At 66.4% G+C, this 22804-nt stretch carries 17 protein-coding genes and 1 tRNA gene; 14 read left to right on the forward strand and 4 right to left on the reverse strand.

Features of this window, described 5'->3' with window-relative positions:
• Window positions 1-247: 247 nt before the first annotated feature.
• The 5 genes from KW830_RS00705 to KW830_RS00725 all read left to right on the forward strand — a co-directional run bounded on the left by KW830_RS00705 (window position 248) and on the right by KW830_RS00725 (window position 7486).
• Window positions 248-1615: an NAD(P)-dependent oxidoreductase gene (locus tag KW830_RS00705; RefSeq protein ID WP_218331573.1), complete on the forward strand. Its 1368-nt coding sequence runs from the start codon at window positions 248-250 to the stop codon at window positions 1613-1615.
• A gap of 34 nt (window positions 1616-1649) precedes the next feature.
• The gene (preA, locus tag KW830_RS00710) at window positions 1650-2963 is read left to right on the forward strand and encodes an NAD-dependent dihydropyrimidine dehydrogenase subunit PreA (RefSeq protein WP_066534014.1); all 1314 of its coding nucleotides are present in this window, start codon (window positions 1650-1652) and stop codon (window positions 2961-2963) included.
• A gap of 238 nt (window positions 2964-3201) precedes the next feature.
• A complete protein-coding gene (locus tag KW830_RS00715) occupies window positions 3202-4671 on the forward strand; it encodes an NCS1 family nucleobase:cation symporter-1 (RefSeq protein ID WP_218331574.1) in 1470 nt (489 codons plus the stop codon).
• A gap of 71 nt (window positions 4672-4742) precedes the next feature.
• Complete coding sequence (gene hydA / locus KW830_RS00720) at window positions 4743-6194, forward strand: dihydropyrimidinase (protein ID WP_218331575.1); 1452 nt, start codon at window positions 4743-4745, stop codon at window positions 6192-6194.
• Between the two features lie 26 nt (window positions 6195-6220).
• Window positions 6221-7486, forward strand: coding sequence for a Zn-dependent hydrolase (locus KW830_RS00725; protein WP_066533683.1), 1266 nt, complete (start codon window positions 6221-6223; stop codon window positions 7484-7486).
• Window positions 7487-7661: 175 nt separating this feature from the next.
• Here KW830_RS00725 and KW830_RS00730 read toward each other — a convergent pair whose 3' ends face one another.
• Entirely contained in the window at window positions 7662-8579 is a 918-nt protein-coding gene (locus KW830_RS00730; protein ID WP_218331577.1) for a Dyp-type peroxidase, read from the reverse strand.
• A 149-nt stretch (window positions 8580-8728) separates the two neighbouring features.
• On the opposite strand from KW830_RS00730, the gene KW830_RS00735 reads away from it, so the two are divergent.
• The 4 genes from KW830_RS00735 (at window position 8729) to rimO (ending at window position 13061) form a co-directional block, all read left to right on the forward strand.
• Window positions 8729-8805 (forward strand) — tRNA-Val (locus tag KW830_RS00735).
• A 315-nt stretch (window positions 8806-9120) separates the two neighbouring features.
• Entirely contained in the window at window positions 9121-9639 is a 519-nt protein-coding gene (gene phaR / locus KW830_RS00740; protein WP_218331579.1) for a polyhydroxyalkanoate synthesis repressor PhaR, read from the forward strand.
• A 343-nt stretch (window positions 9640-9982) separates the two neighbouring features.
• A complete protein-coding gene (locus KW830_RS21455; RefSeq protein ID WP_218331581.1) occupies window positions 9983-11464 on the forward strand; it encodes a methyl-accepting chemotaxis protein in 1482 nt (493 codons plus the stop codon).
• Between the two features lie 196 nt (window positions 11465-11660).
• Entirely contained in the window at window positions 11661-13061 is a 1401-nt protein-coding gene (gene rimO, locus KW830_RS00750; RefSeq protein WP_218331582.1) for a 30S ribosomal protein S12 methylthiotransferase RimO, read from the forward strand.
• 175 nt (window positions 13062-13236) lie between these two features.
• Here the strand turns inward: rimO and efp are convergent, their stop codons facing one another.
• The 3 genes from efp to KW830_RS00765 form a co-directional block, all read right to left on the reverse strand.
• Window positions 13237-13791 (reverse strand): elongation factor P, encoded by a 555-nt coding sequence (gene efp, locus KW830_RS00755; protein WP_218331583.1) that lies wholly within the window; start codon window positions 13789-13791, stop codon window positions 13237-13239.
• Window positions 13792-13952: 161 nt separating this feature from the next.
• Window positions 13953-15104, reverse strand: a complete 1152-nt coding sequence (gene earP, locus KW830_RS00760) for an elongation factor P maturation arginine rhamnosyltransferase EarP (protein WP_218331584.1) — start codon at window positions 15102-15104, stop codon at window positions 13953-13955.
• Window positions 15105-15113: 9 nt separating this feature from the next.
• Window positions 15114-16019: a LysR family transcriptional regulator gene (locus KW830_RS00765; protein WP_218331585.1), complete on the reverse strand. Its 906-nt coding sequence runs from the start codon at window positions 16017-16019 to the stop codon at window positions 15114-15116.
• Between the two features lie 165 nt (window positions 16020-16184).
• On the opposite strand from KW830_RS00765, the gene KW830_RS00770 reads away from it, so the two are divergent.
• From KW830_RS00770 to pgsA, 5 genes are all read left to right on the forward strand, one after another.
• Window positions 16185-17420, forward strand: a complete 1236-nt coding sequence (locus tag KW830_RS00770; protein WP_218331586.1) for a CaiB/BaiF CoA-transferase family protein — start codon at window positions 16185-16187, stop codon at window positions 17418-17420.
• Window positions 17417-18397, forward strand: a complete 981-nt coding sequence (locus KW830_RS00775) for a hydroxymethylglutaryl-CoA lyase (RefSeq protein WP_218331587.1) — start codon at window positions 17417-17419, stop codon at window positions 18395-18397. The genes KW830_RS00770 and KW830_RS00775 overlap by 4 nt, the downstream gene beginning before the upstream one ends.
• A 276-nt stretch (window positions 18398-18673) precedes the next feature.
• Window positions 18674-19609 (forward strand): tripartite tricarboxylate transporter substrate binding protein, encoded by a 936-nt coding sequence (locus tag KW830_RS00780; protein WP_255578133.1) that lies wholly within the window; start codon window positions 18674-18676, stop codon window positions 19607-19609.
• A gap of 170 nt (window positions 19610-19779) precedes the next feature.
• Complete coding sequence (uvrC, locus tag KW830_RS00785) at window positions 19780-21726, forward strand: excinuclease ABC subunit UvrC (protein ID WP_218331591.1); 1947 nt, start codon at window positions 19780-19782, stop codon at window positions 21724-21726.
• 176 nt (window positions 21727-21902) lie between these two features.
• On the forward strand, window positions 21903-22469 hold the full coding sequence (gene pgsA, locus KW830_RS00790; protein ID WP_066533565.1) for a CDP-diacylglycerol--glycerol-3-phosphate 3-phosphatidyltransferase: 567 nt from the start codon (window positions 21903-21905) through the stop codon (window positions 22467-22469).
• Window positions 22470-22804: the final 335 nt, after the last annotated feature.

The raw sequence follows: 22804 nt of genomic DNA on the forward strand, positions 1-22804 counted from the left end.
GGGTGATTTTACTGATTGGTAAATTTTTTCACCCGCGTACATTGAACTCCACCCCAGTGCGCCCGGCAAGAGGCGCCACATTGCACCTACGAGGACCACGATGAAACCTCCGAAGACTGTGTTGTTGGATTCGGGGCGGCGCAGGCGATACGCCTGCGCGCCCCCTTGCGTTGTTCGATATGGCCTGGCATCGCCCTGCGAGCCCGGGTTCCCTTCACGCTCTCAATCCTGAATTTGGAGGTTCACCATGGACAGCCCCGCCAGCCGCACCTGCGGCATTGCCGCCGGCCGACTGAATCTGGCCGAGTACGCGGCCAATTTTTCCGACGCCCACCCCCCGCTCAACCGCCCCCAGGCCCTGATCGAGGCCGAGCGCTGCTACTACTGCTATGACGCGCCGTGCACCACGGCCTGTCCCACCAGCATCGATGTACCGGCCTTCATCGCCCGCATCGCCCAGGACAATGTGCGCGGCGCCGCCCGGGAGATCCTGACCGCCAACCCGCTGGGCGGCATGTGCTCCCGTGTGTGCCCCACCGAGCAGCTGTGTGAAGAAGCCTGCGTGCGCAACACCAATGAAGACAAGCCGGTCGAAATCGGTGCGCTGCAGCGTTATGCCACCGATGCCTTCATGGCCGCAGGCGGTGCGCCGCTGTTCCAGCGCGCCGCCGCCACTGGCAAGAAGGTGGCCGTGGTCGGGGCCGGCCCGGCCGGCCTGACCTGTGCCCACCAGCTGGCGCTGCAGGGCCACGACGTGGTGCTGCTCGATGCCCGGCCCAAGCTCGGCGGGCTCAACGAATACGGTCTGGCCAGCTACAAGACCCCCAACGACTTTGCGCAGAAGGAAATCGACTGGCTGCTGTCGGTGGGCGGCATCACGCCGCACAACAACCAGCGGCTGGGGCGTGACTTCACCTTGGATTCGTTGCTGGCCAGCTACGACGCCGTGTTCCTCGGCATGGGCCTGGGTGGTGTGAACGCGCTGGGCATTACCGAACCCCAGGCCGAAGGCCTGCGCAACGCGGTGGACTTCATTGCCGACATCCGCCAGGCCAGCGACAAGGCCACGGTGCCGGTGGGCCGGCGCGTGGTGGTCATCGGCGGCGGCATGACGGCGGTGGATGCCGCCGTGCAGGCCAGGCTGCTGGGCGCCGAAGAAGTCACCATGTTCTACCGCCGGGGCAAGGACGCGCTGTCCGCGTCCGGGGTGGAGCAGGAATGGGCCCAGACCCATGGCGTCAACCTGCGGTTGTGGGCCGCGCCCCAGCAGGTGCTGGTGCAGGACGGCAAGGTGACCGGCATCCGCATGGCATACACCCAGCTGCAGGACGGCAAGTTGCAGGTGGGGCCCGAGGTGTTCGATGTGCCCGCCGACATGGTGCTCAAGGCCATCGGCCAGACCTATGTCAGCGCCCATGCCGGCAGTGCGATCGCGCTGCGCGACGGCCGCATCGACACCGATGCCGAAGGCCAGACCAGCGTGCCCCGCGTGTGGGCCGGTGGCGACTGCCGCGCCGGCGGTCAGGATCTGACGGTGGAAGCCGTGGAGCACGGCAAAGTGGCCGCGCGTGCCATGCACCAGGCGCTGACCAGCGCCGTGGGTGCCGGGGTGTAAGCGGCAGTGCCCGCGCTTTTCAAGGAGCATGGATATGGCAGACATCAGCACCCGCTTTCTGGGCATTGCAAGCCCCAACCCGTTCTGGCTGGCATCGGCCCCGCCCACGGACAAGGAGATCAACGTCACCCGCGCCTTCGAAGCCGGCTGGGGCGGCGTGGTGTGGAAGACGCTGGGTGAAGACCCGCATGTGGTCAACGTCAACGGACCGCGTTACTCCACCCTGCTGGCGCAGGACCGGCGCGTGATGGGGCTCAACAACATCGAGCTGATCACCGACCGGCCGCTGCGCACCAATCTGGAGGAGATGACCCGCGTGAAAAAGGCCTGGCCGGACCGCGCGCTGATCGCCTCGCTGATGGTGCCCTGCGAGGAAGAAAGCTGGAAACGCATCCTGCCCATGGTGGAAGACACCGGGGCCGACGGGCTGGAGCTGAACTTCGGCTGCCCCCACGGCATGAGCGAGCGCGGCATGGGCGCCGCCGTGGGCCAGGTGCCGGAATACATCCAGATGGTGACGGCCTGGTGCAAGCACTACAGCAAGCTGCCGGTGATCGTGAAGCTCACGCCCAACATCACCGATGTGCGCTATCCCGCGCGGGCAGCCAAGGCGGGCGGTGCGGATGCCGTCTCGCTGATCAACACCATCAACTCGCTGATGGGGGTGAACCTGGATACCCTGGTGATGCACCCCAGCACCGACGGTCAGGGCTCGCACGGCGGCTACTGCGGTCCGGCGGTCAAGCCCATCGCCCAGAACATGGTGGCCGAGATCGCCCGCGACCCGCAGACGGCGGGCCTGCCGATCTCGGGCATCGGCGGCATCACCACCTGGAAGGATGCGGCCGAATACATCGCACTGGGTTGTGGCAATGTGCAGGTGTGCACGGCAGCCATGGTCTACGGTTTCAAGATCGTGCAGGACATGTGCGATGGCCTGTCCAACTACATGGACCAGCATGGCTTTGCGCGCATCGAGGACTTCCAGGGCCGGGCCGTGCCCACGGTCAAGGACTGGAAAGACCTGAACCTCAACCACATCGACAAGGCCGTCATCAATCAGGACAGCTGCATCCAGTGCGGGCGCTGCCATGTGGTGTGCGAAGACACCTCGCACCAGGCCATCACCTTCGAAAAAGAGGGCGGCGTGCGCAAGTTCGAGGTGAACGAAGCCGAGTGCGTGGGCTGCAATCTCTGCGTCTCCATCTGTCCGGTGCCGGAGTGCATTTCCATGCGCAGCCTGCAGCCGGGCGAAGTGGATCTGCGCACCGGAAAGACGGTCACCGGGGAATACGCCAACTGGACAACGCATCCCAACAACCCGCATCGTGCGGTGGTGCCCGTGTGAGGTGCGCGTGTGTGCCTGTTCTGGTGCAACGCAGTGGCAGAACAGGCGCAATCCACGCCTTTTGGCGGTGTTTTCGAGGGTGTGTTCCAGCGTGCGCGGCACGGTCAACTGGCACACATCATGCTGAAGAAGAACTTGCGATCCAGACCCGGTGATTCAGGGGATATGTCGTGCAGTCGGTAGCACCGGGCTGGGTTTCTTGTCGTTCCGTGAGTGAACCCCCACAGGAGATTCGGAGATGAACAGTAGTGCAAGTGGCGCCCTCGGCGCATCCACCCCATCCGCACCCGCCGATCAGGCGCTATCCAATGCGGATCTGCTTCCCACCCCTCTGGCGCATCGCACCTGGCGATGGCAGGACTACGCCGCGCTCTGGGTCGGCATGGTGGTCTGCGTGCCTACCTACACCATGGCCAGCTCCATGCTGGACCAGGGCTTTTCCTGGCAGCAGGCGGTCTGGCTGGTGTTCCTGGCCAACTGCATCGTGCTCGTGCCCATGACGCTGATCGGCCGGGTGGGCCCCAAGTACGGCATCCCCTTCCCGGTGCTGGCGCGGGCCTCGTTCGGTGTCAAAGGCTCCAACCTGCCCGCCGTGCTGCGCGGCCTGGTGGGCTGCGGCTGGTTCTCGATCAACTGCTACTTTGGCGCGCTGGCGCTGCACGGGTTTCTGAACATTCTGGGCTTCAATCTGGCGGGGCCGGCGGCGGGTGAAACCATCAGCACCTCCCAGTTCATGTGCTTTCTGGCCTTCTGGCTGGTGCACATCTGGTTCATCTGGCACGGGCCGGAGTCCATCCGCAAGCTGGAAGTGATTGCCGCGCCGCTGATGGTGGTGGCCTCCATCGTGTTCGTGGCGGTGCTGATGTACCGCGTTCCGGCCGGCCAGCTGTTCAACCTGCCGGCCAAGGTGGTGGAGGGCGGCCCCAAGACCTGGGCGGCCTTGACCGGCCTGGTGGGCTTCTGGGCCACGCTGGCACTGAACATTCCGGACTTCACCCGCTTTGCGCGTTCGCAGAAGGACCAGACGATCGGTCAGGCCGTGGGCCTGCCCATCCCGATGGCGCTGTTCTCCATGGTGGGGGTCATCGGCTTCTCGGCCTCGGCCATCCTGTATGGCAAGGCCGAACTGTTTCCCGATGCGCTGCTGACCAAGATGGGCAGCTTCGCCTCGGGGATTGGCCTGCTGGTGATTCTGCTGGCCAACCTCACCACCAACGTGGCGGCCAACCTGCTGTCGCCCTCGTATGACTTCAGCCAGCTGGCACCGTCCAAGGTGAGCTTTCGCATGGGCGGCATGATTGCCGCCGTCCTCGGCCTGCTGTTCATGCCCTGGAAGCTGCTGGCCACTTCGGGCGGCTACCTGTTCACCTGGCTGGGCGGCTACGGCACCTTGCTGGGCGCGATTGCCGGCGTGCTACTGGTGGACTACTACCTGATCCGCAAGACCCGGCTGAAGGTCGAGGACCTGTATGTGCGCGGCGGCCGCTATGAGTACACCAATGGCTGGAACATGCATGCCGTGGCCGCCTTTGCGCTGGGCGTGCTGCCCTGCCTGCCGGGCTATCTGGCGGTGTCGGGCGTGGTGGACGCCAACAGCGTGGGACAGATCTGGAAAAGCATCTTTGACTTTGGCTGGTTCTTCAGTCTGGCAGTGGCCAGCACCTACTACTACCTGACGGCCAAGAAGGGTGTGGAGCAAGCCGGTTGAGGACGCACGCGGGAGGGCACAGCGCCTTCCCGCGTGCACAGCGTGTGCGTGTGGATACCAAGGAGACGGGAATGCATGGAGCTTTGCTGATACGTGGCGGAACGGTGGTAAATGCAGACCGGCAGGAAAAAGCCGATGTGCTGTGTGTGGACGGCGTGATCGCTGCGGTGGGGGTCGATGCCGCCGCACTGGCGCCGGCGGGGACGGAGGTGATCGATGCGTCGGGCCAGTTGGTGATGCCCGGCGGCATTGATCCGCACACCCACATGCAGCTGCCCTTCATGGGCACCGTGACCGCCGATGACTTCTACACCGGCACGGCGGCGGCGCTGGCCGGGGGCACCACGAGCATCATCGATTTCGTGATTCCCGATCCGCAGGAGCCGCTGCTGGACGCCTACCGGAAATGGCGCGGCTGGGCCGAGAAATCGGCCGCCGACTATTCCTTCCACGTGGCCGTCACCTGGTGGAGCGAGCAGGTCCACGCCGACATGGGCATCCTGGTGCGGGAGGAGGGCATCAACAGCTTCAAGCACTTCATGGCCTACAAGAACGCCATCATGTGCGACGACGAAACCCTGGTGAACAGCTTCAAGCGCGCGCTGGAGCTGGGCGCCATGCCCACGGTGCATGCCGAAAACGGCGAGCTGGTCTACCTGCTGCAGCAGGAAGTGGCGCGCATGGGCATCACCGGGCCCGAAGGCCATCCGTTGGCGCGGCCACCCATGGTGGAGGCCGAGGCCGCCAACCGCGCCATCGCCATTGCCGGCGTGCTGGGCGTGCCCATCTACGTGGTGCACGTCAGCTGCATGGAGGCGGCACAGGCCATTGCCGCGGCACGTGCCCGCGGTCAGCGCGTGTACGGCGAGGTGCTGGCCGGCCACCTGGTGATCGACGAAAGCGTCTACCGCGATCCGGATTTCGCCAAGGCCGCGGCCCATGTGATGAGCCCGCCCTTCCGCGCCAAGGGCCACCAGGAAGCGCTGTGGCAAGGCCTGCAGTCGGGCCAGCTGCACACCACCGCCACGGACCACTGCACCTTCTGCGCAGCGCAGAAAGCCATGGGCAAGGACAACTTCGCCAAGATTCCCAACGGCACGGGCGGCGTGGAAGAGCGCCTGGCCGTGATCTGGGATGCGGGCGTGAACACCGGGCGGCTGACGCCCAGCGAGTTCGTGGCCATCACCTCGGCCAACACCGCCAAGCTGTTCAACATCTACCCGCGCAAGGGGCTGGTGGGCGTGGGGGCGGACGCCGATCTTGTGGTGTGGGATCCCCAGGCCAGCCACACGCTGTCGGTCAAGACCCAGCATTCCAAGGGCGACTACAACATCTTCGAAGGGCGCACCGTGCAGGGCATGCCCAGTCACACCATCAGCCAGGGCGTGGTGGCCTATGCCCAGGGCGATCTGCGCGCCGTGCAGGGCAAGGGCCGCTACATCAAGCGCCCGGCTTTCGGTCCCAATTTCGACGCGGTGCAGCGCCGCGCCGCCACCCTGCAACCCACGCCCGTGCTGCGCTGAACGCCGGCGGGACAAGGAGAACCACCATGGACACCCCAGTGATGCAGAAGCAAGACATCGCGCAGCTGCGCGTCAACGGCCCCCGGCTGTGGGACGCGCTGATGGAGCTGGCGCAGATCGGCGCCACGCCCAAGGGCGGCGTGTGCCGGCTGACCCTGACCGACCTGGACAAGCAGGGCCGCGACCTGGTGACCGGCTGGGCGCGCGAGGCCGGCATGACAGTGACCATCGACAAGATCGGTAACGGCTTCATGCGCCGGCCCGGACGCAACAACAGCCTGCCGCCCATCATGACCGGCAGCCACATCGACACCCAGCCCACGGGCGGCAAGTTCGACGGCAACTACGGCGTGCTGGCGGGCCTGGAAGTGGTGCGCACCCTCAACGACCACGGCATCGAAACCGAAGCCCCCATCGAAGTGGCCTTCTGGACCAACGAGGAGGGCTCGCGCTTTGTCCCGGTGATGATGGGCTCGGGCGTGTTCGCCAAGGCCTTCACGCTGGAGCATGCCTATGCCGCCACCGACACCGAAGGCAAGACGGTCGGCGGGGAGCTGGAGCGCATCGGCTATGTGGGCAGCCAGGAGCCGGGCGACCACCCCATCGGCGCCTATTTCGAAGCGCACATCGAACAGGGCCCGGTGCTGGAAGACAACGCCAAGACCATCGGCGTGGTCACCGGGGTGCTGGGCATCCGCTGGTACGACTGTGTGGTCACCGGCATGGAAGCCCATGCCGGCCCCACACCCATGGCCTTGCGCAAGGATGCCCTGCAGGTGGCCGCGCAGCTGATGCAGGAAGTGGTGGCCTGTGCCCACCGCCATCCGCCGCATGGCCGTGGCACGGTGGGCATGGTGCAGGTGCACCCCAACAGCCGCAATGTGATTCCGGGCCAGGTCAAGTTCAGCATCGACCTGCGCAATGCCAGCGATGCCGACTGCGACGCCATGGATGCCGACATCCGCGCCGTGGCCGCGCGCATCAGCCAGGCCAGCGGCCTGCCCATCGAGATCACGCTGGTCTCCAACTACCCGGCCCAGCCCTTCCATGCGGACTGCGTGGATGCGGTGGCGCGGGCCGCCAAGGCACTGGGCTATTCGCACATGCCGGCGGTGTCGGGCGCCGGCCACGATGCGGTCTACATGGCCCGGCTGGCCCCGGCAGGCATGGTCTTCATTCCGTGCAAGGACGGCATCAGCCACAACGAGATCGAAGACGCCACGCCGGCCGACATCACTGCCGGCTGCAATGTGCTGATGCACGCCATGCTGGAGCGCGCCAAGGTGGTGTGAGCGTGCCCGCGCAAGGCGGCGCAAGACCGCGCAAGATCGCGTATCTCCGCCATCTCCGGCGCCATGCAAAAGGGCTTCCTGTGGGAAGCCCTTTGTGCTCTCAGCGCGCTGTGCGTGAGGTGTTGGCGCCGCGCGGTGGTGCGCTGGCGTTGCGCGGTGGTGTGGTGCGCTGGTGTTATGCGCCCAGCAGGCGCAGATCAATCTGGCCCTGGTGCACGGGCGGGCACCAGTAGTAGCTGCCGCTCAGCGGTTGCGAGAACTGGAACAGCGCATCGCTCACGCCGTCCTCCAGGCCCAGCATGCGGCGCCACTGCGCCTCGAAGGCATCCAGCGAATGGCCGAAGGCGGCAAACATCAGGCCCATGCGGTCCTGGCCCTGGGCACTGGTGCTCCACCAGGGCATGGAGCGGCGCACCACAAATGCCTCGGGCGTGAAGCTTTCCTGGGCGGTGCGCTGGGTGTGGGCGGAGGCGGGCGCATCGTCCAGCTCCTCGTTGTCGCTCAGGCGGCGGCCCATGGCGTTGTCGCGCGCGTCCGGTGCCAGGGCGTGGAAGGCGGGCATGTTGTGCTCCCACTGCTGCAGCGCCAGAAAGCTGGAGCCGTGCAGCCCCATGGTGGCGCAGCGCAGGCAGCCGGCGGCTTCGGCCTCGGCGTCCACCGGGTTTTCCGTGCCGTCCTCGTAGCCGGTCAGATCGCGGCCGTAGCCATTGGGGCCGTGGCCATGGCGGAACGCGTCCACGATGTGCTCCACGGCCAGCGCCGGCGCCAGCAGCTGGGCCAGGCGGCGCGTGCGCAGCAGCAGCTCGCCGCGCTCTTCACCGCGCAGCCACAGACACAGTGCCGATGGGGTGCTGACCGACTGTGCCGGAGCCACGCCCTGCAGCACCGGGAAATCGCGCAGGCCGGGGATATCGGCATCCAGCGCCTGGGCCAGGGAGGGGCCGACGGCGACCACCGTGCGCGCGCTATCGGCGTGGCTGCGCAGCTGTGCCAGCGCGGTGCGCAGGGCGGCGGCATCGCCTTGCAGCGAGAAAAAGACATAGCGGCCCACAACGGGCAGCGGGGCCAGGACACCGGGTTGGGTAAATTGCATGGTTCAGAAAGCGTGGGGCAAGCGGTCATTGTCGCCCCAGGCCCGGCGGCGCAGCGGGCTGCGCACGAATGCTGCAGCGGCCTGCAGAAAATCTGCGGCATTTTTTCAAAGTGCCCATTTCAGCCTGCTATACTTGCAGCTTCAACGACAGGCGCGTAGCTCAGCTGGTTAGAGCACCACCTTGACATGGTGGGGGTCGTTGGTTCGAGTCCAATCGCGCCTACCAAATTCAAAAGCCTTTCATCGCAAGATGAAAGGCTTTTTTGTTGCCTGTGCGCCGGCAAAGCGCAGGCAGGCATGGTGACTGCCCTCAAAAGCAGGAGCGGTGGCAAGGCATGCAGCAACAGTTTGCGCGCTGTCGGCTTATTTGTCCAGACGGCAAGCGCATGGGCTGCTATCACGAAAAGAGCATTCTGTGCTGCTATGTCCAGGGATCAGGGTTGGCCCTGCGCAGCCGGAGGCGCTGGCGTCCTTAGAATCGGCAGCTGCAAATACACACAGACCGACACAGGCAGCGGGCCCGGGCCCGGAGGAGTCCCAGATGACCACCACAGAAAACAGCACCAACCCGTCCGCATCCAAGCAGCGCGTCATCAAGAAGTACCCGAACCGCCGCTTGTATGACACCGACACCTCGTCCTATATCACCCTGGCCGAAGTGCGTCAGCTGGTGATCGAGCGCGAACCCGTGGTGGTGCGTGACGCCAAGTCGGGTGAGGATCTGACCCGTTCCATCCTGCTGCAGATCATTCTGGAAGAAGAGGCTGGCGGCGCGCCCATGTTCAGCGAAGCCATGCTGGCCAACATCATCCGCTTCTACGGCCATGCGATGCAGGGCTATATGGGCAGCTACATCGAGAAGAACGTGCAGATGTTCACCGACTTCCAGAACAAGATGTCCGAACAGTCCGGCGTGGGCGGCACCGATGCCTGGGCCAAGATGATGCAGATGCCCAACCCCATGATGCCGGCGGGCTACACCGAGCAGATGCAGAAGATGCAGGAGCAGATGCAAAAGCAGACCGAGCAGATGATGTCCATGTTCGGCCTCAAGCGCTGACCGACACAGTGATCCGGCCAGACTCAGTCTGGGCACGGACCGGGCTCAGACCGGGCACAGAACGAGCATGCGTGCTCCCACACGACGGACCTTCGGGTCCGTTTTGCATGGGTGTCGATAGCCTGGCTCTGCCTCTTTGAGGTATCTATTAGTCGCGCGATAGGCGATTTTCGCGGGCTGTGCAAGCGCAGGGGCACATACGCCCAGGCAGGGATTGGGCAAGCGCCAGGCCTGCGGATGGTTCTGTCCGTATTCATACAATTTGACACGAACCCCGGGAGGTGCTGGCAGCGGGCCGGTGCGCGGGTGAACGCAGGTCGGCGCCTTCGGGCGCCGTTGTCATATGGATGGTGTTGAAATTCGGGAGCAGGCCCGCGGCGGTTCTGCAGGGATACAGGCGCGCAGCCAGGCGGAAGTGCCGCTGGATGCGCAGGCGGTCGGCCGGCAGGCGGATCTGTTGCTGCTGCTGCTGACCCTGGTGTCGGCCGCCGTGGCCGTGGTCATCGGCGCGGTGATGACCACGGCGGTGCTGCCCGCCGTGGCCGGGGGCGCGGTGGCGGCCCTGGCGCTGGTGTCCTATGCCCTGGCCCGTGGCTCGCAGTGGACGCGCTTTGTGCTACCGCTGCTGCTGAGCGCCACCGTGGCGCTGCACATCCAGGTCTCGCTGGGCATGATCGAATTCCACTTCGGCGTCTTCGTCACGCTGGCGCTGGTCATGGTCTACCGCGACTGGCGGGTGGTGCTGGCCTGCGCAGCCTTCTTTGCCGTGCACCATGTGCTGTTCGACCGCCTGCAGGCCTGGGGCCTGGGCATGTACTGCCTGACGGAAGCCAGCTTCCCGCGCGTGCTGCTGCATGCCGCCTATGTGGTGCTGCAGACCGGGGTGGAGATCTTCATCGTCTACCGCATGAACCAGGCGTTCTCGCAAGGGCGGGAACTCAATGCCCTGGTGCAGCAGGTGGACCAGCCACAGGCAATGGTGCTGGATGTGGCCGCTGCGCCCGTGGCCACCGCCGTGGCCCAGCGCCTGCAGCAGATGTTCATGCGCGTGCACGACACGGTGGACAGCGTCAAGCAGACCGCAGCGGCCCTGCAGTCGGCCAGTGCCCGCATTGCGGCGGGCAGCCAGGAACTGTCGGCCCGCACCGAACAAGCCCGCCACAGCGTGGAGGAAACCGCCACCGCCGCGCACGAAATCCGCCAGACCGTGGGCAGCACCGCGCAGATCGCCCAGCATGCCCATGGCCTGGTGGGGCAGGCTGCGCAGGACGCCCGCCAGGGCGGCAGCATGGTGGACCAGCTGGTGCAGAACATGCAGACCGTGCAGCGCGGCTCGGACGAAATCGCCAGCATCGTGGGCGTGGTGGACAGCCTGGCCTTCCAGACCAATCTGCTGGCGCTGAATGCCGCCGTGGAAGCCGCCCGTGCGGGCGAGCAAGGCCGCGGCTTTGCCGTGGTGGCCGAGGAAGTGCGCCGCCTGGCGCTGCGCAGCGGCGAAGCCGCCAAGGACATCCGCCGCCAGATCGACCGCTCCGTGCAGGCCGTGGCCCAGGGTGCGGCCCTGAGCGGCCAGGTGCAGTCCGTGATGCAGGGCTTTGAAAGCCGCATCGGCGAAGTCGCCGAACGCATGCAGGACATCGCCCAGGCGGCGGTGCAGCAGCACGAAGGCATTGCCCAGATCAGCGACGCCATCGGCCAGCTGGAGCAGGCCACCGCGCAGAATGCCGAACTGGCCGAGCAGTCGCTGGCCACGGCGCAGATGCTGCAGGCCCACACCCAGCAGATGGAGCAGCGCGCCGCCCTGTTTGTGACGCGCGCGGGCTGACGCCGACTGCCCTCTGGCCGGGCGCTGGGCTGAGGGCGGCCGGGGCAGATCAGAGGGGGAGGGCCGGCGGGATGCCCCGCTTTGCACATGCCGTGGGGCGAGCCGATAGAATGCCCGGTTCGATTTTGTCTGGCAGGGCCGGAAAGTGCCTGCAAGCTTCTTGCGGCGGACGGAATCCTCCCCACACGGAAACACCATGACAAGCGAAGCAAACACCCCTGTAGCCAGCGCCCCCAAAGTGGGCTTTGTGTCGCTGGGCTGCCCCAAGGCCCTGACCGACTCCGAACTGATCCTCACCCAGCTTAGCGCCGAGGGCTACCAGACCTCCAAGACCTTTGAAGGCGCGGATCTGGTCATCGTCAACACCTGCGGCTTCATCGACGATGCCGTCAAGGAAAGCCTGGACACCATCGGTGAAGCCCTGGCCGCCAACGGCAAGGTGATCGTCACCGGTTGCCTGGGTGCCAAGGCCGGCAAAGAAGGCGGCGCCACCATGGTGGCCGAAATCCACCCCAGCGTGCTGGCCGTGACCGGCCCCCACGCCACGCAGGAGGTGATGGATGCGGTGCACACCCACCTGCCCAAGCCCCACGATCCCTTTGTCGATCTGGTGCCGGGCAGCTTTGGCGATGCAGGCATCAAGCTCACGCCCAAGCACTACGCTTATCTGAAGATTTCCGAAGGCTGCAACCACCGCTGCACCTTCTGCATCATCCCCAGCATGCGCGGGGATCTGGTCTCGCGCCCGATCGGCGATGTGCTCAAGGAAGCCAAGGCGCTGTTCGAAGGCGGCGTCAAGGAACTGCTGGTCATCAGCCAGGACACCTCGGCCTACGGCGTGGACGTGAAGTACCGCACCGGTTTCTGGGACGGCAAGCCGGTCAAGACCCGCATGCTGGAGCTGACCGAAGAGCTGGGCAAGCTGGCCGCGCAGCACGGCGCCTGGGTGCGCCTGCACTACGTCTACCCCTATCCCACGGTGGACAACATCCTGCCGCTGATGGCCGAAGGCAAGATCCTGCCTTACCTGGATGTGCCGCTGCAGCACAGCCACCCCGATGTGCTCAAGCGCATGAAGCGTCCCGCATCGGGCGAGAAGAACCTGGACCGCATCCGCGAATGGCGTGCCATCTGCCCCGAGCTGGTCATCCGCAGCACCTTCATCGCCGGTTTCCCCGGCGAGACCGAAGAAGAGTTCGAACACCTGCTGGACTTCATCCGTGAAGCCGAAATCGACCGCGCCGGCTGCTTTGCCTACAGCCCGGTCGAAGGCGCCACCGCCAACGAGCTGCCCGGCATGCTGCCCGAGTCTGTGCGCGAAGCACGCCGCGCCCGCTTCATGGAAGTGGCCGAGGAAGTGTCCGCCAAGCGCCTGCAGCGCCGCGTGGGCCAGGTCATGAAGGTGGTGGTGGACAAGGCCGTGAGCCTGGGCAAGAAGGGCGGCGTGGGCCGCACCTATGCCGATGCGCCCGAGATCGACGGTGTGGTCCACATCCAGCCGCCCGAAAAGGCCAGCAAGACCTACAAGGTGGGCGATCTGATCAGCGTGCGCATCCTGGGCGCGCAAGGCCACGATCTGGTCGGTATCCCGGTCTGAAAACGGTCTGAGGGCGGTCTGAGAATGGCCGGAAGGCAGGCGGTGCACAGGCGCTGCCGCCCTCCAGTCCTTCAGTCCTGCTTCCCACCGCGTTGTGCCCAGCACAGCGCACAAAAAAAGGCTTCCCGAGGGAAGCCTTTTTGCATGGAGTGCAGCCGCCGGGGCTGCAGCGCCATTACACGCGCTTGCGGTATTCGCCGGTGCGGGTGTCGATTTCGATCTTGTCTTCCTGGGCCACGAACAGGGGCACAGCCACTTCGAAACCGGTAGCGATCTTGGCGGGCTTGAGCACCTTGCCGGACGTGTCGCCCTTCACAGCGGGTTCGGTCCAGGTGATTTCGCGCACGATGGTGGTGGGCAGTTCGACCGAGATGGCCTTGCCGTCATAGAACACCACTTCGGCGGTCATGCCGTCTTCCAGGTAGTTCAGGGCGTCGGCCATGTTTTCGGCTTCCACTTCGTACTGGTTGAACTCGTCGTCCATCCACACGTACATCGGGTCAGCGAAGTAGGAGTAGGTGCAATCCTTCTTGTCCAGGATCACGTTGTCGATCTTGTCGTCGGCCTTGAACACGTTTTCTGTGCCGAAGTTGCCGATCAGGCTCTTGAGCTTCATGCGCACGGTGGCAGCGCCACGGCCGCCACGGGCGTATTCGGTCTTCAGAACGATCATGGGGTTCTTGTCGAACATGATCACGTTGCCGGCGCGGATTTCTTGAGCGATTTTCATAGCTGATTGCGGGAGGTTGAGCCGCTCTACGCGGCAGGCGAAGGCGTCAGTGGCGCTGCAATGGCGTTCGATGACGAGGGCCTGCCGCATGTTCCGCGGCGGGAGCCTCAGGGCCACAGCCTGTTCAAAAAAGGCGGGCCCAAGAAGGCAAAACGTCGATTTTAACTTTTTTCGGCCACAAACTGCAGCAGCTGTGCGATCAAGTCGGTTTGGGCATGCAATTTTTGACGCGCCGCAAGCGTGCAGGCCTGCCATTCCCGCAGCAAACCGGGGGTGAGTCGGGGCAGGGAATCGGCCGGCGCCAGCCCGTTCCACGCGTGGTGAAAAGACCGCAATGCCGCCGGGGCCTGCAGCCAATCCAGAAATGCGTCCAGCTTGGCGTGGTGGGCGTTGTCATCCTGGGGGTAGATGTGCCATACCAGTGGCTGGCCCGCCCACAGCGCACGCACCAGCGAATCCTCGCCGCGCACCAGGTTCAGGTCGCAGGCCCACAGCATTTCGTCGAACTGCGGCTGGGGGCAGGTGTCCAGTGCGTGCACGTCCAGGCTTTCCAGGTGCGGATCGGCCTGCCGGGCGGCGGCCACCGCCGCCGTGGCGCGGCCGGGCGTGGTCAGCAGCCGGGGCTGCCAGCCGGCCTGTGCAGGCGCGGGCTGCTCCCGCAACTGGGCCAGCAACTGGGGCAGGGCCGGCGGTTCATAGCAGAACAGGCTGATGGCCCAGTCACCGTCCTGCAGGCCGTGGGCGGCACGCCAGGCGCTGCGGCCCTGGGCGGCGAAGGCCGCCTGGCGCGCCGCCAGGTCGTGCTCGGCAATCAGCCCGCCGGTGTCGGCGGTGAAGCCAGGGTAGAAAAACCAGCGCGTCAGCCCGCTGGCCGGCCCGCTCATCAGGCGCGAAGGCAGGCGGTGGCAGCGCGCCACATAGTCTTCGGCGGACAGGTATTCCAGGTTGATCCACACCGGCGGTCGGTCGGCCGCCGCCTGGGCGGCCAGGGCCTGCAGAAACGGTGCGGGAATCTCGCAGCCAAAGGCTTCCACCACCACCTCGCCCACGCGTGCGGGCACATCGGCGGCGCTGGCAGGCCAGGGGTGCACCGTGAGGCCCGGCGGGTGCGGCAGCGGTGCCATCCATTGCAGGGCGCTGGCGTCGTCCATCCACAGCCGCACGGTCTGGCCGCGCGCCACCAGCTCCGACGCGGCGCGCCAGCACACGCCCACATCGCCAAAGTTGTCGATCACCTGGCAGAACAGGTCCCAGGTGCGTGGCGCAGCAGCGGCCGGGACGGCAGAGGGGGAAAGCGGAAGAAAGTCGGGCATGCAGGAACTTCAGTCGGCGGCCGGCTGGCACAGGTGCTCGGCCAGCAGCTGGGTGACGGGGGACAGGGTTTCGGTGGCGCGCACGCACAGCATCAGCTCGCGTTCGGCCCAGGGCTCCTGCAGCGCAATGCAGTGCAGCGGCAGCGTGCCCAGGTACAGGCGGGCGCTGCCTTCGGGCAGGATGCCGATGCCCAGGCCGGAAGCCACCATCAGGCACAGGGCGTCATAGCCGGTCACCTTCATGCGCAGGCGCGGCTGCAGGCCCTGGTCGGCGGCCGCGCGCGTGACCAGGTGGTTGAGCGCGCTGCCGGCATGCATGCCCACCCAGTCGTACTGCACCAGCTCGGCCAGGCGCACGCTGCGCCGTCGCACCAGGGCATGGCCATGGGGCACGACCACGGCCAGTCGGTCGCGCCGGTAGGGGCGCAGCTGGATTTTCTCGCCATAGCTGCCGTTGTTGAGCAGGCCGATATCGGCCTCGTTGTCGGCCACGGCACGGGCAATGTCGGTGCTCACGCGCTCCTGCAGGCGTACATCCACTTGCGGGTGCTGGGCCAGAAAGCGCTGCAGCTGCGCCGGTAGGAACTGGGTGATGACCGAGATATTGGCCACCACGCGCACATGGCCGCGCAGGCCGCTGCCGTGGTCGCGGCCGTAGTCCTTGATTTGGGTGGCAATGCCGTCCAGCTCGTTGAGCACGCTGCGCGCCATGTGCAGCAGCGCATAGGCGGCGGCGGTGGGCTGGCTGCCGCGGTTGCTGCGGGTGAACAGCTCCACCTGCAGCTGGGCTTCCAGTTCGGCCAGGCGGCGGCTGGCGGCAGACGGGGCAATGTGCTCGCGCGCGGCGGCGCGGGCAATGGCGCTTTCTTCCATGACGGCCACAAACAGGCGCAGGGTGACGGGGTCGAGCTTCATACGGTGCAACAGGAGAGGGGTGTCATTATCCCGTCACGCGGTCCGGCTATGCCGAAATGCGATGGCAGCTTCGCATTTCAGCGTTTTGCACACTGCGCGACCGGCGGCAAGATGCCCGCTCAAAGGCCCGGAGACCATGGGCCTGGGATATGGAGACAAGACGCGATGTCCACAACGCAATGGATACGGGACCCCGCCACCCAGACTGCCACGCCGCGCGCGCTGCAGGGGGTGAAGGTGGTCGAGATGGGGCAACTGATTGCCGGCCCTTTCTGCGGCAAGACGCTGGGTGAATTTGGCGCCGATGTGGTGAAGATCGAGGCGCCCGGCGCCGGCGATCCGCTGCGCAACTGGCGCCTGATCCAGGACGGCACCTCCGTTTGGTGGCAGGTGCAGTCGCGCAACAAGCGCTCCATCGCACTGGATCTGCGCCAGCAGGAAGCGCAGGACCTGGCGCGCAAGCTGATTGCAGAGGCCGATGTGCTGGTGGAGAACTTCCGCCCCGGCACGCTGGAAGGCTGGGGCATGTCGCCCGAGGCGCTGCACGCCCTCAACCCCGGGCTGGTGATTCTGCGCATCTCCGGTTACGGCCAGACCGGCCCGTACCGCGATCTGCCAGGGTTCGGCGTGATCGGGGAAGCCATGGGCGGCCTGCGCCATCTGACGGCCGAGCCCGGCCGCGTGCCGGTGCGCGTGGGCGTGTCCATCGGCGACACCCTGGCGGCGCTGCATGGCGTGATCGGCGTGATGATGGCCCTCTACCACCGCAAGGTGAACGGCGGCCCGGGCCAGGTCATCGACGTGGCACTGCACGAAGCCGTGTTCAACGTGATGGAAAGTCTGTTGCCCGAATACAGCGCCTTCGGTGCCGTGCGCGAAGCCGCCGGCAGCGCGCTGCCGGGCATCGCCCCGTCCAATGCCTATCCCTGCCAGGACGGCTGGGTGCTGGTGGCGGGCAATGGCGACTCCATCTTCAAGCGCCTGATGGGCGTGATCGGCCGCCAGGACCTGGCCGATGCGCCCGACCTGGCCGACAACGCCGGCCGCGTGGCGCGGGTGGCCGAGATCGACGGCGTGATCGGCCACTGGACCCGGCAGCAGACCGTGCAGCAGGTGATGGACCAGCTGGGCGCCGCACGCGTGCCGGCCGGCAAGGTCTACACCGCCAAGGACATTGCCGAGGACCCGCACTACCGCGCCCGCGAGATGATCCTGACCCAGCACACCCGCGACGGCCATGCGTTGGAAGTGCCCGGCATCGTGCCCAAGCTCAGCGCCACGCCCGGCACCGTGCGCAGCAGCGCCCCCCATGTGGGCGACGACACCGATGCCGTGCTGGCCGAGGTGGGGCTGACGGCCGACCAGATTGCGCAGCTGCGCGCCAAGGGAATCATCCAATGAACAACCAGAACCTGTGGCAGGGTGCGGATCGCCGCATCTACATGAATGAAGTCGGCACGCGCGACGGCCTGCAGATGGAGCAGGCGTTCGTGCCCACCGAAGACAAGATTGCGCTGGTGAATGCGCTGTCGGCGGCCGGGCTGTCCAAGATCGAGGTCACGGCCTTTGTCTCGCCCACGGCCATTCCGGCACTGCGCGACGGCGAGGTGGTGATGCGCGAGATCGCACGCCGCCCCGGCACGGTTTACACCGCCCTGGTGCCCAATGTGCGCGGCGCCGAGCGCGCCATCGAAGCGCTCACCGACGAGCTGAACCTGGTGATGTCGGTCAGCGAGACACACAACCTCTGCAATCTGCGCATGCAGCGCAGCCAGTCCTTCGCGGCGCTGCAGCAGGTGATCGCCACGGCGCAGCAGGCACGTGTGCCGGTGAATGTATCGCTGTCCTGCTGCTTCGGCTGTCCCATGGAAGGCGACGTGCCGCAGGCCGAGGTGCTGGCCTGGGTGCAGCGCTTTGCCGACCTGGGCGTGCAGGGCGTGACCCTGTGCGACACCACGGGCATGGCCTATCCCAGCCAGGTACATGCCCTGGTGGCCGCGTACAAGGCGCGCTGGCCCCAGCTGGGCCTGACCCTGCACTTCCACAACACGCGCGGCATGGCGCTGGCAAATGTGCTGGCCTCCATCGACGCGGGTGCCGACCGCTTCGATGCATCGATCGGCGGTTTGGGCGGCTGCCCGTATGCGCCCGGCGCCTCCGGCAATGCCTGCACCGAAGAGATCGTGCACGCACTGGAGCTGATGGGCTATGACACCGGCGTGGACCTGGAGCAGGTGGTGGCGGCGGCGCGTGCGCTGCCGGCGCTGATCGGCCACGACACACCCAGCCAGATTGCCAAGGCGGGCTGCCGCCTGGATCTGCACCAGCCGCCGGCCGACTTTGCCGCACTGCGGGAGCGCGCCCTGGCGCGGGCCTGATCCGATGCGATCCTAAGATCCATTGATGGGCTGACAGCACGCCCGGTTCCATGCGGGGGCATGGAGCAGGGACGCACTGTCCGCCTTCCACCAAGAAGCTGCAGCCACCCGGCCAGCAGCCACTGCACCGGCAGGTGCCCAGGGAAACAGATCCCTGGCGTCCTGCACCGATAACAAGCCTGAACGGCACACCCCAAGGAGATTTGTATGCCTTCCATTTCGCTGTCCCCACGTTGTACCCGCCGCCGCCTGCATGGTGCGGCACTGGCTGCGGCCATGGCGCTGGCCCTGCCGGCTGCCGGCTGGGCCCAGGGCAACTACCCCAGCAAGCCCATCACCTTCATCGTGCCGGCTGCGGCCGGCGGCACCACCGACCTGTCGGGCCGCATGGTGGCCCAGGCCCTGGCGCCGGTGATCGGCCAGAGCGTCATCGTGGAAAACAAGGGCGGCGGCAACGGCAACCTCGCGGCCGCCCAGGTCAAGCGCGCGCCGGCCGACGGCTACACCCTGCTGATGCAGTACTCAGGCTACCACGTGATCTCGCCCCACCTGAGCAAGAGCCAAACCTGGCAGCAGAACGACTTTGTGCCCGTGGCCAACCTGGTGTCTGCGCCGCAGATCATCGTGGTGCGCGGCGACCTGCCGGTCAAGGACATGAAGGAACTGGTGGCCTATGCCAAGGCCCATGCCGGCAAGCTGAACTACGCCTCCTCGGGCAATGGCTCGCTGCAGCACGTGACCGGCGCCATGCTGGAACAGCAGGCCGGCATCCACATGGTGCACGTACCGTACAAGGGCACCGGCCCGGCGCTGCAGGACCTGCTGGGCGGCCAGGTGGACCTGACCTTCGGCACCGCGCCGCCATTCATGCCCCACCTCCAGAGCGGCAAGCTCAAGGTGCTGGCCGTCACCGGCAAGGAACGCCTGCCCAGCCTGCCGAACGTGCCCACCACGGCCGAAATGGGCTACCCCGGCGTGAACGCCACCTCCTGGTTCGCGTTGTTTGCCCCGGCCGGCACGCCCCAGGCGGTGATCGACAAGCTGACGGCTGACGTGAAGACCGTGGTGCAGGACCCGGCGTTCAAGAAGAAGGCCGAAGAGCAGGGCGCCACGGCCGACTACATGGCGCCCAAGGCGCTGGGCACCATGGTGGCCGGCGATCTGAAGAACTGGGCCGGCGTGGTCAAGTCCGCCAACATCCAGGCGGAATAAGCCGCGGGTCCCGCAGATCCCGCCGGGCCCATACGGCCACACCCCCAATGCTGAACAAAAGCTGGGGCAGCGCATGCCAAGCGCTGCCCCAGCTTTTTTTAGGGGTGCGGGCGCATGCCCATGGCCGGCGGACGCGGCAGCGCGGTGCGCGCCAACGCACAATACGGGCCATGGCTTCTGATGTGCATTCCGCCGAACTCCTGGCCCAGGTGGCCGCCTTGCCCGCACTGCCGGGCGTCTACCGCTATTTCGATGCGGCGGACACCTTGCTCTATGTGGGCAAGGCCCGCAACCTCAAGCGCCGCGTGGGCAGCTACTTCCAGAAAGACCATGGCGGCACGCGCATCGGCCACATGGTCAGCAAGATCGTGCGACTGGACACCACGGTGGTGCGCTCCGAGGCAGAGGCACTGCTGCTGGAAAACAACCTCATCAAGACGCAGCACCCCAAGTACAACATCCTGTTCCGGGACGACAAGAGCTATCCCTATCTGAAGATCACCGGCGTGGCCGGCAAGGACGGCAAGGCAGGCGAGTCCGCCGGCCAGATGTTCCCGCGCATGGCCTACTACCGCGGCAGCGTGGACAAGCGCCACCGCTACTTCGGTCCGTACCCCAGCGCCTGGGCGGTCAAGGAAACCATCCAGCTGCTGCAGAAGGTGTTCCGCCTGCGCACCTGCGAGGACACGGTGTTTGCCAACCGCTCGCGCCCCTGCCTGCTGTATCAGATCAAGCGCTGCACCGGGCCGTGCGTGGACCTGATCTCGCCCGAAGCCTATGCGCTGGACGTGCGCAATGCCGAAGCCATGCTGCGCGGCGAGACCGATTCCCTGCTCAAAAGCATGGAGCGGCGCATGATGGAATATTCCGACAAGCTCGAATTCGAGCTGGCGGCCGAGGTGCGCAACCAGCTTTCGGCGCTGTCCACCGTGCTGCACCAGCAGGCCATCGAAACCGCCGACGATCGGGATGTGGACATCCTGGCCGTCAAGGTGCAGGGCGGCCGTGCCTGCGTGAACCTGGCCATGGTGCGCGGCGGCCGCCACCTGGGCGACCGCGCCTACTTCCCCAGCCAGCTGGACGATGCCATGGGGGTCTACGCCACCGAAGACGAGGCCGAGCAGACCCAGGCCGTGGAGGTGCGGGTGCTGGAAGCCTTTGTGGCGCAGCACTACATCGACGTACCGGTGCCGCCGGTGCTGCTGGTCAGCGAGGCCATGGACCCGCAGCTGACCCAGGCGCTGTCGGAGCAGGCCGGCTACAAGGTCGGCAGCCAGCACCAGCCGCGCGGCCAGCGCCGCATCTGGCTGGAGATGGCGCAGCAGAACGCGGCCATCCAGCTGGCGCGGCTGCTGTCCGAAGAAGGCTCGCAGCAGGCCCGCACCCGTGCGCTGGCCGAGGCCCTGGACCTGCCGCAGGAAGGGCTGGAAAACCTGCTCATCGAATGCTTCGACATCTCGCACACGGCCGGGGAGAGCACCCAGGCCTCGTGCGTGGTGTTCCACCACCACAAGATGCAGGGCAGCGAATACCGGCGCTTCAACATCAACGGCATCACCCCCGGCGACGACTATGCCGCCATGCGCCAGGTGCTGACCCGCCGCTACAAGCCGGTGGCCCAGGCCCTGGCCGAAGCCGGCGGCGCCGAACTGCCGGCCGGCGCACCGCGCCTGCCGGACCTGGTGCTGGTGGACGGCGGCAAAGGCCAGGTCAGCATGGCGCGCGAGGTGTTCACCGAGCTGGGTCTGGATCTGGCGCGCATCGTGGGGGTGGAGAAGGGCGAGGGCCGCAAGGTGGGCCTGGAAGAGCTGGTGTTTGCCGACGGCCGGCCCAAGGTCTACCTGGGCCACGACTCCGCCGCGCTGATGCTGGTGGCGCAGATCCGTGACGAGGCCCACCGCTTTGCCATCACCGGCATGCGCGCGGCCCGCGCCAAGGTGCGCACCGGCAGCAGCAGCCTGGAAGAGATTCCCGGCGTGGGCCCCAAGAAGCGCGCGCGCCTGCTGCAGCGCTTTGGCGGTGTGCGCGGCGTGACCGATGCCAGCGTGGAAGACCTGATGACGGTGGAGGGCATCTCCGCCGCACTGGCCGAGGATATTTACCGCGCCCTGCACTGAAGCGGCGCGGCGGCGGCCGCAAACACATCGGTTCACACCGGTTCGCGCCGTACCAGGCTTCGTTTGTGGTGGTTTCGGCGCGCGAGTCGGCCCTGCAGCGGCCCGGCAGTGGACGCTGCAGGCCCATGCGCAAGGGCTACCGGTGAAAGCCACGGTGGCGTGCCACAATCGCCCCCATGTTTTTCACCATCCCCACTGTGATGACCTGGACGCGCATCGTCGCGATCCCGCTGATCGTCGGAGTGTTCTACGCCCCTTTTGATCCCGCCACGCGCAACCTGATTGCGGCGGTGATGTTCATTGTCTTTGCGGCCACCGACTGGCTGGATGGCTTTCTGGCCCGCCGGCTCAACCAGACGTCGTCCTTTGGCGCCTTTCTGGACCCGGTGGCAGACAAATTCCTGGTCTGCGCCTCGCTGCTGGTGCTGGTGCACCTGCAGCGGGCCGATGTGTTTGTGGCGCTGATCATCATCGGCCGCGAAATCGCCATCTCCGCGCTGCGCGAATGGATGGCCCATATCGGTGCAGGCAAGAGCGTGGCCGTGCACATGATCGGCAAGGTCAAGACCATGGTGCAGATGGTGGCCATTCCCTTCTTGCTGTACGACGGCAAGGTCGCCGGCGTGGACACCGGCTACTGGGGGCACTGGCTGATCTGGCTGGCCGCCGTGCTGACCGTGTGGTCCATGGTGTACTACCTGCAAAAAGCCATTCCCGAGATCCGCGCCCGCGTGGACAGATAAGTCGCTGCAAATGAGCCGCTGAAAACAGGCCGCTGCACCGCCCGGGCGTTCCAGGTGGGTGCAGGCAGCTATTGATGTAATAGCAATCCCGGGGCGTGCACACGGTCGCTGCACCCCGCCTCAGCACGCATCCACCACATGCGGCCACCGCTTGCCCCGGCCGCACCCAGCCGCCCTGCAGCGGCCAGCCGGTGCAGCGACCCGCCCCCACGCTCTGTACAGACGGCAGTGGCAGCGTCGCTGATGCGCCACGCTCCCGCAGCGCACCCCGTCCCCAAGCCCCACAGGCATGCACCAAACCGCGACTTTCAGGGCCATCGGCAAGCTCCAATGTG

The sequence above is a fragment of the Comamonas sp. CMM03 genome, from assembly GCF_019218715.1.
Classification (GTDB): Bacteria; Pseudomonadota; Gammaproteobacteria; order Burkholderiales; family Burkholderiaceae_C; genus Comamonas; species Comamonas terrigena.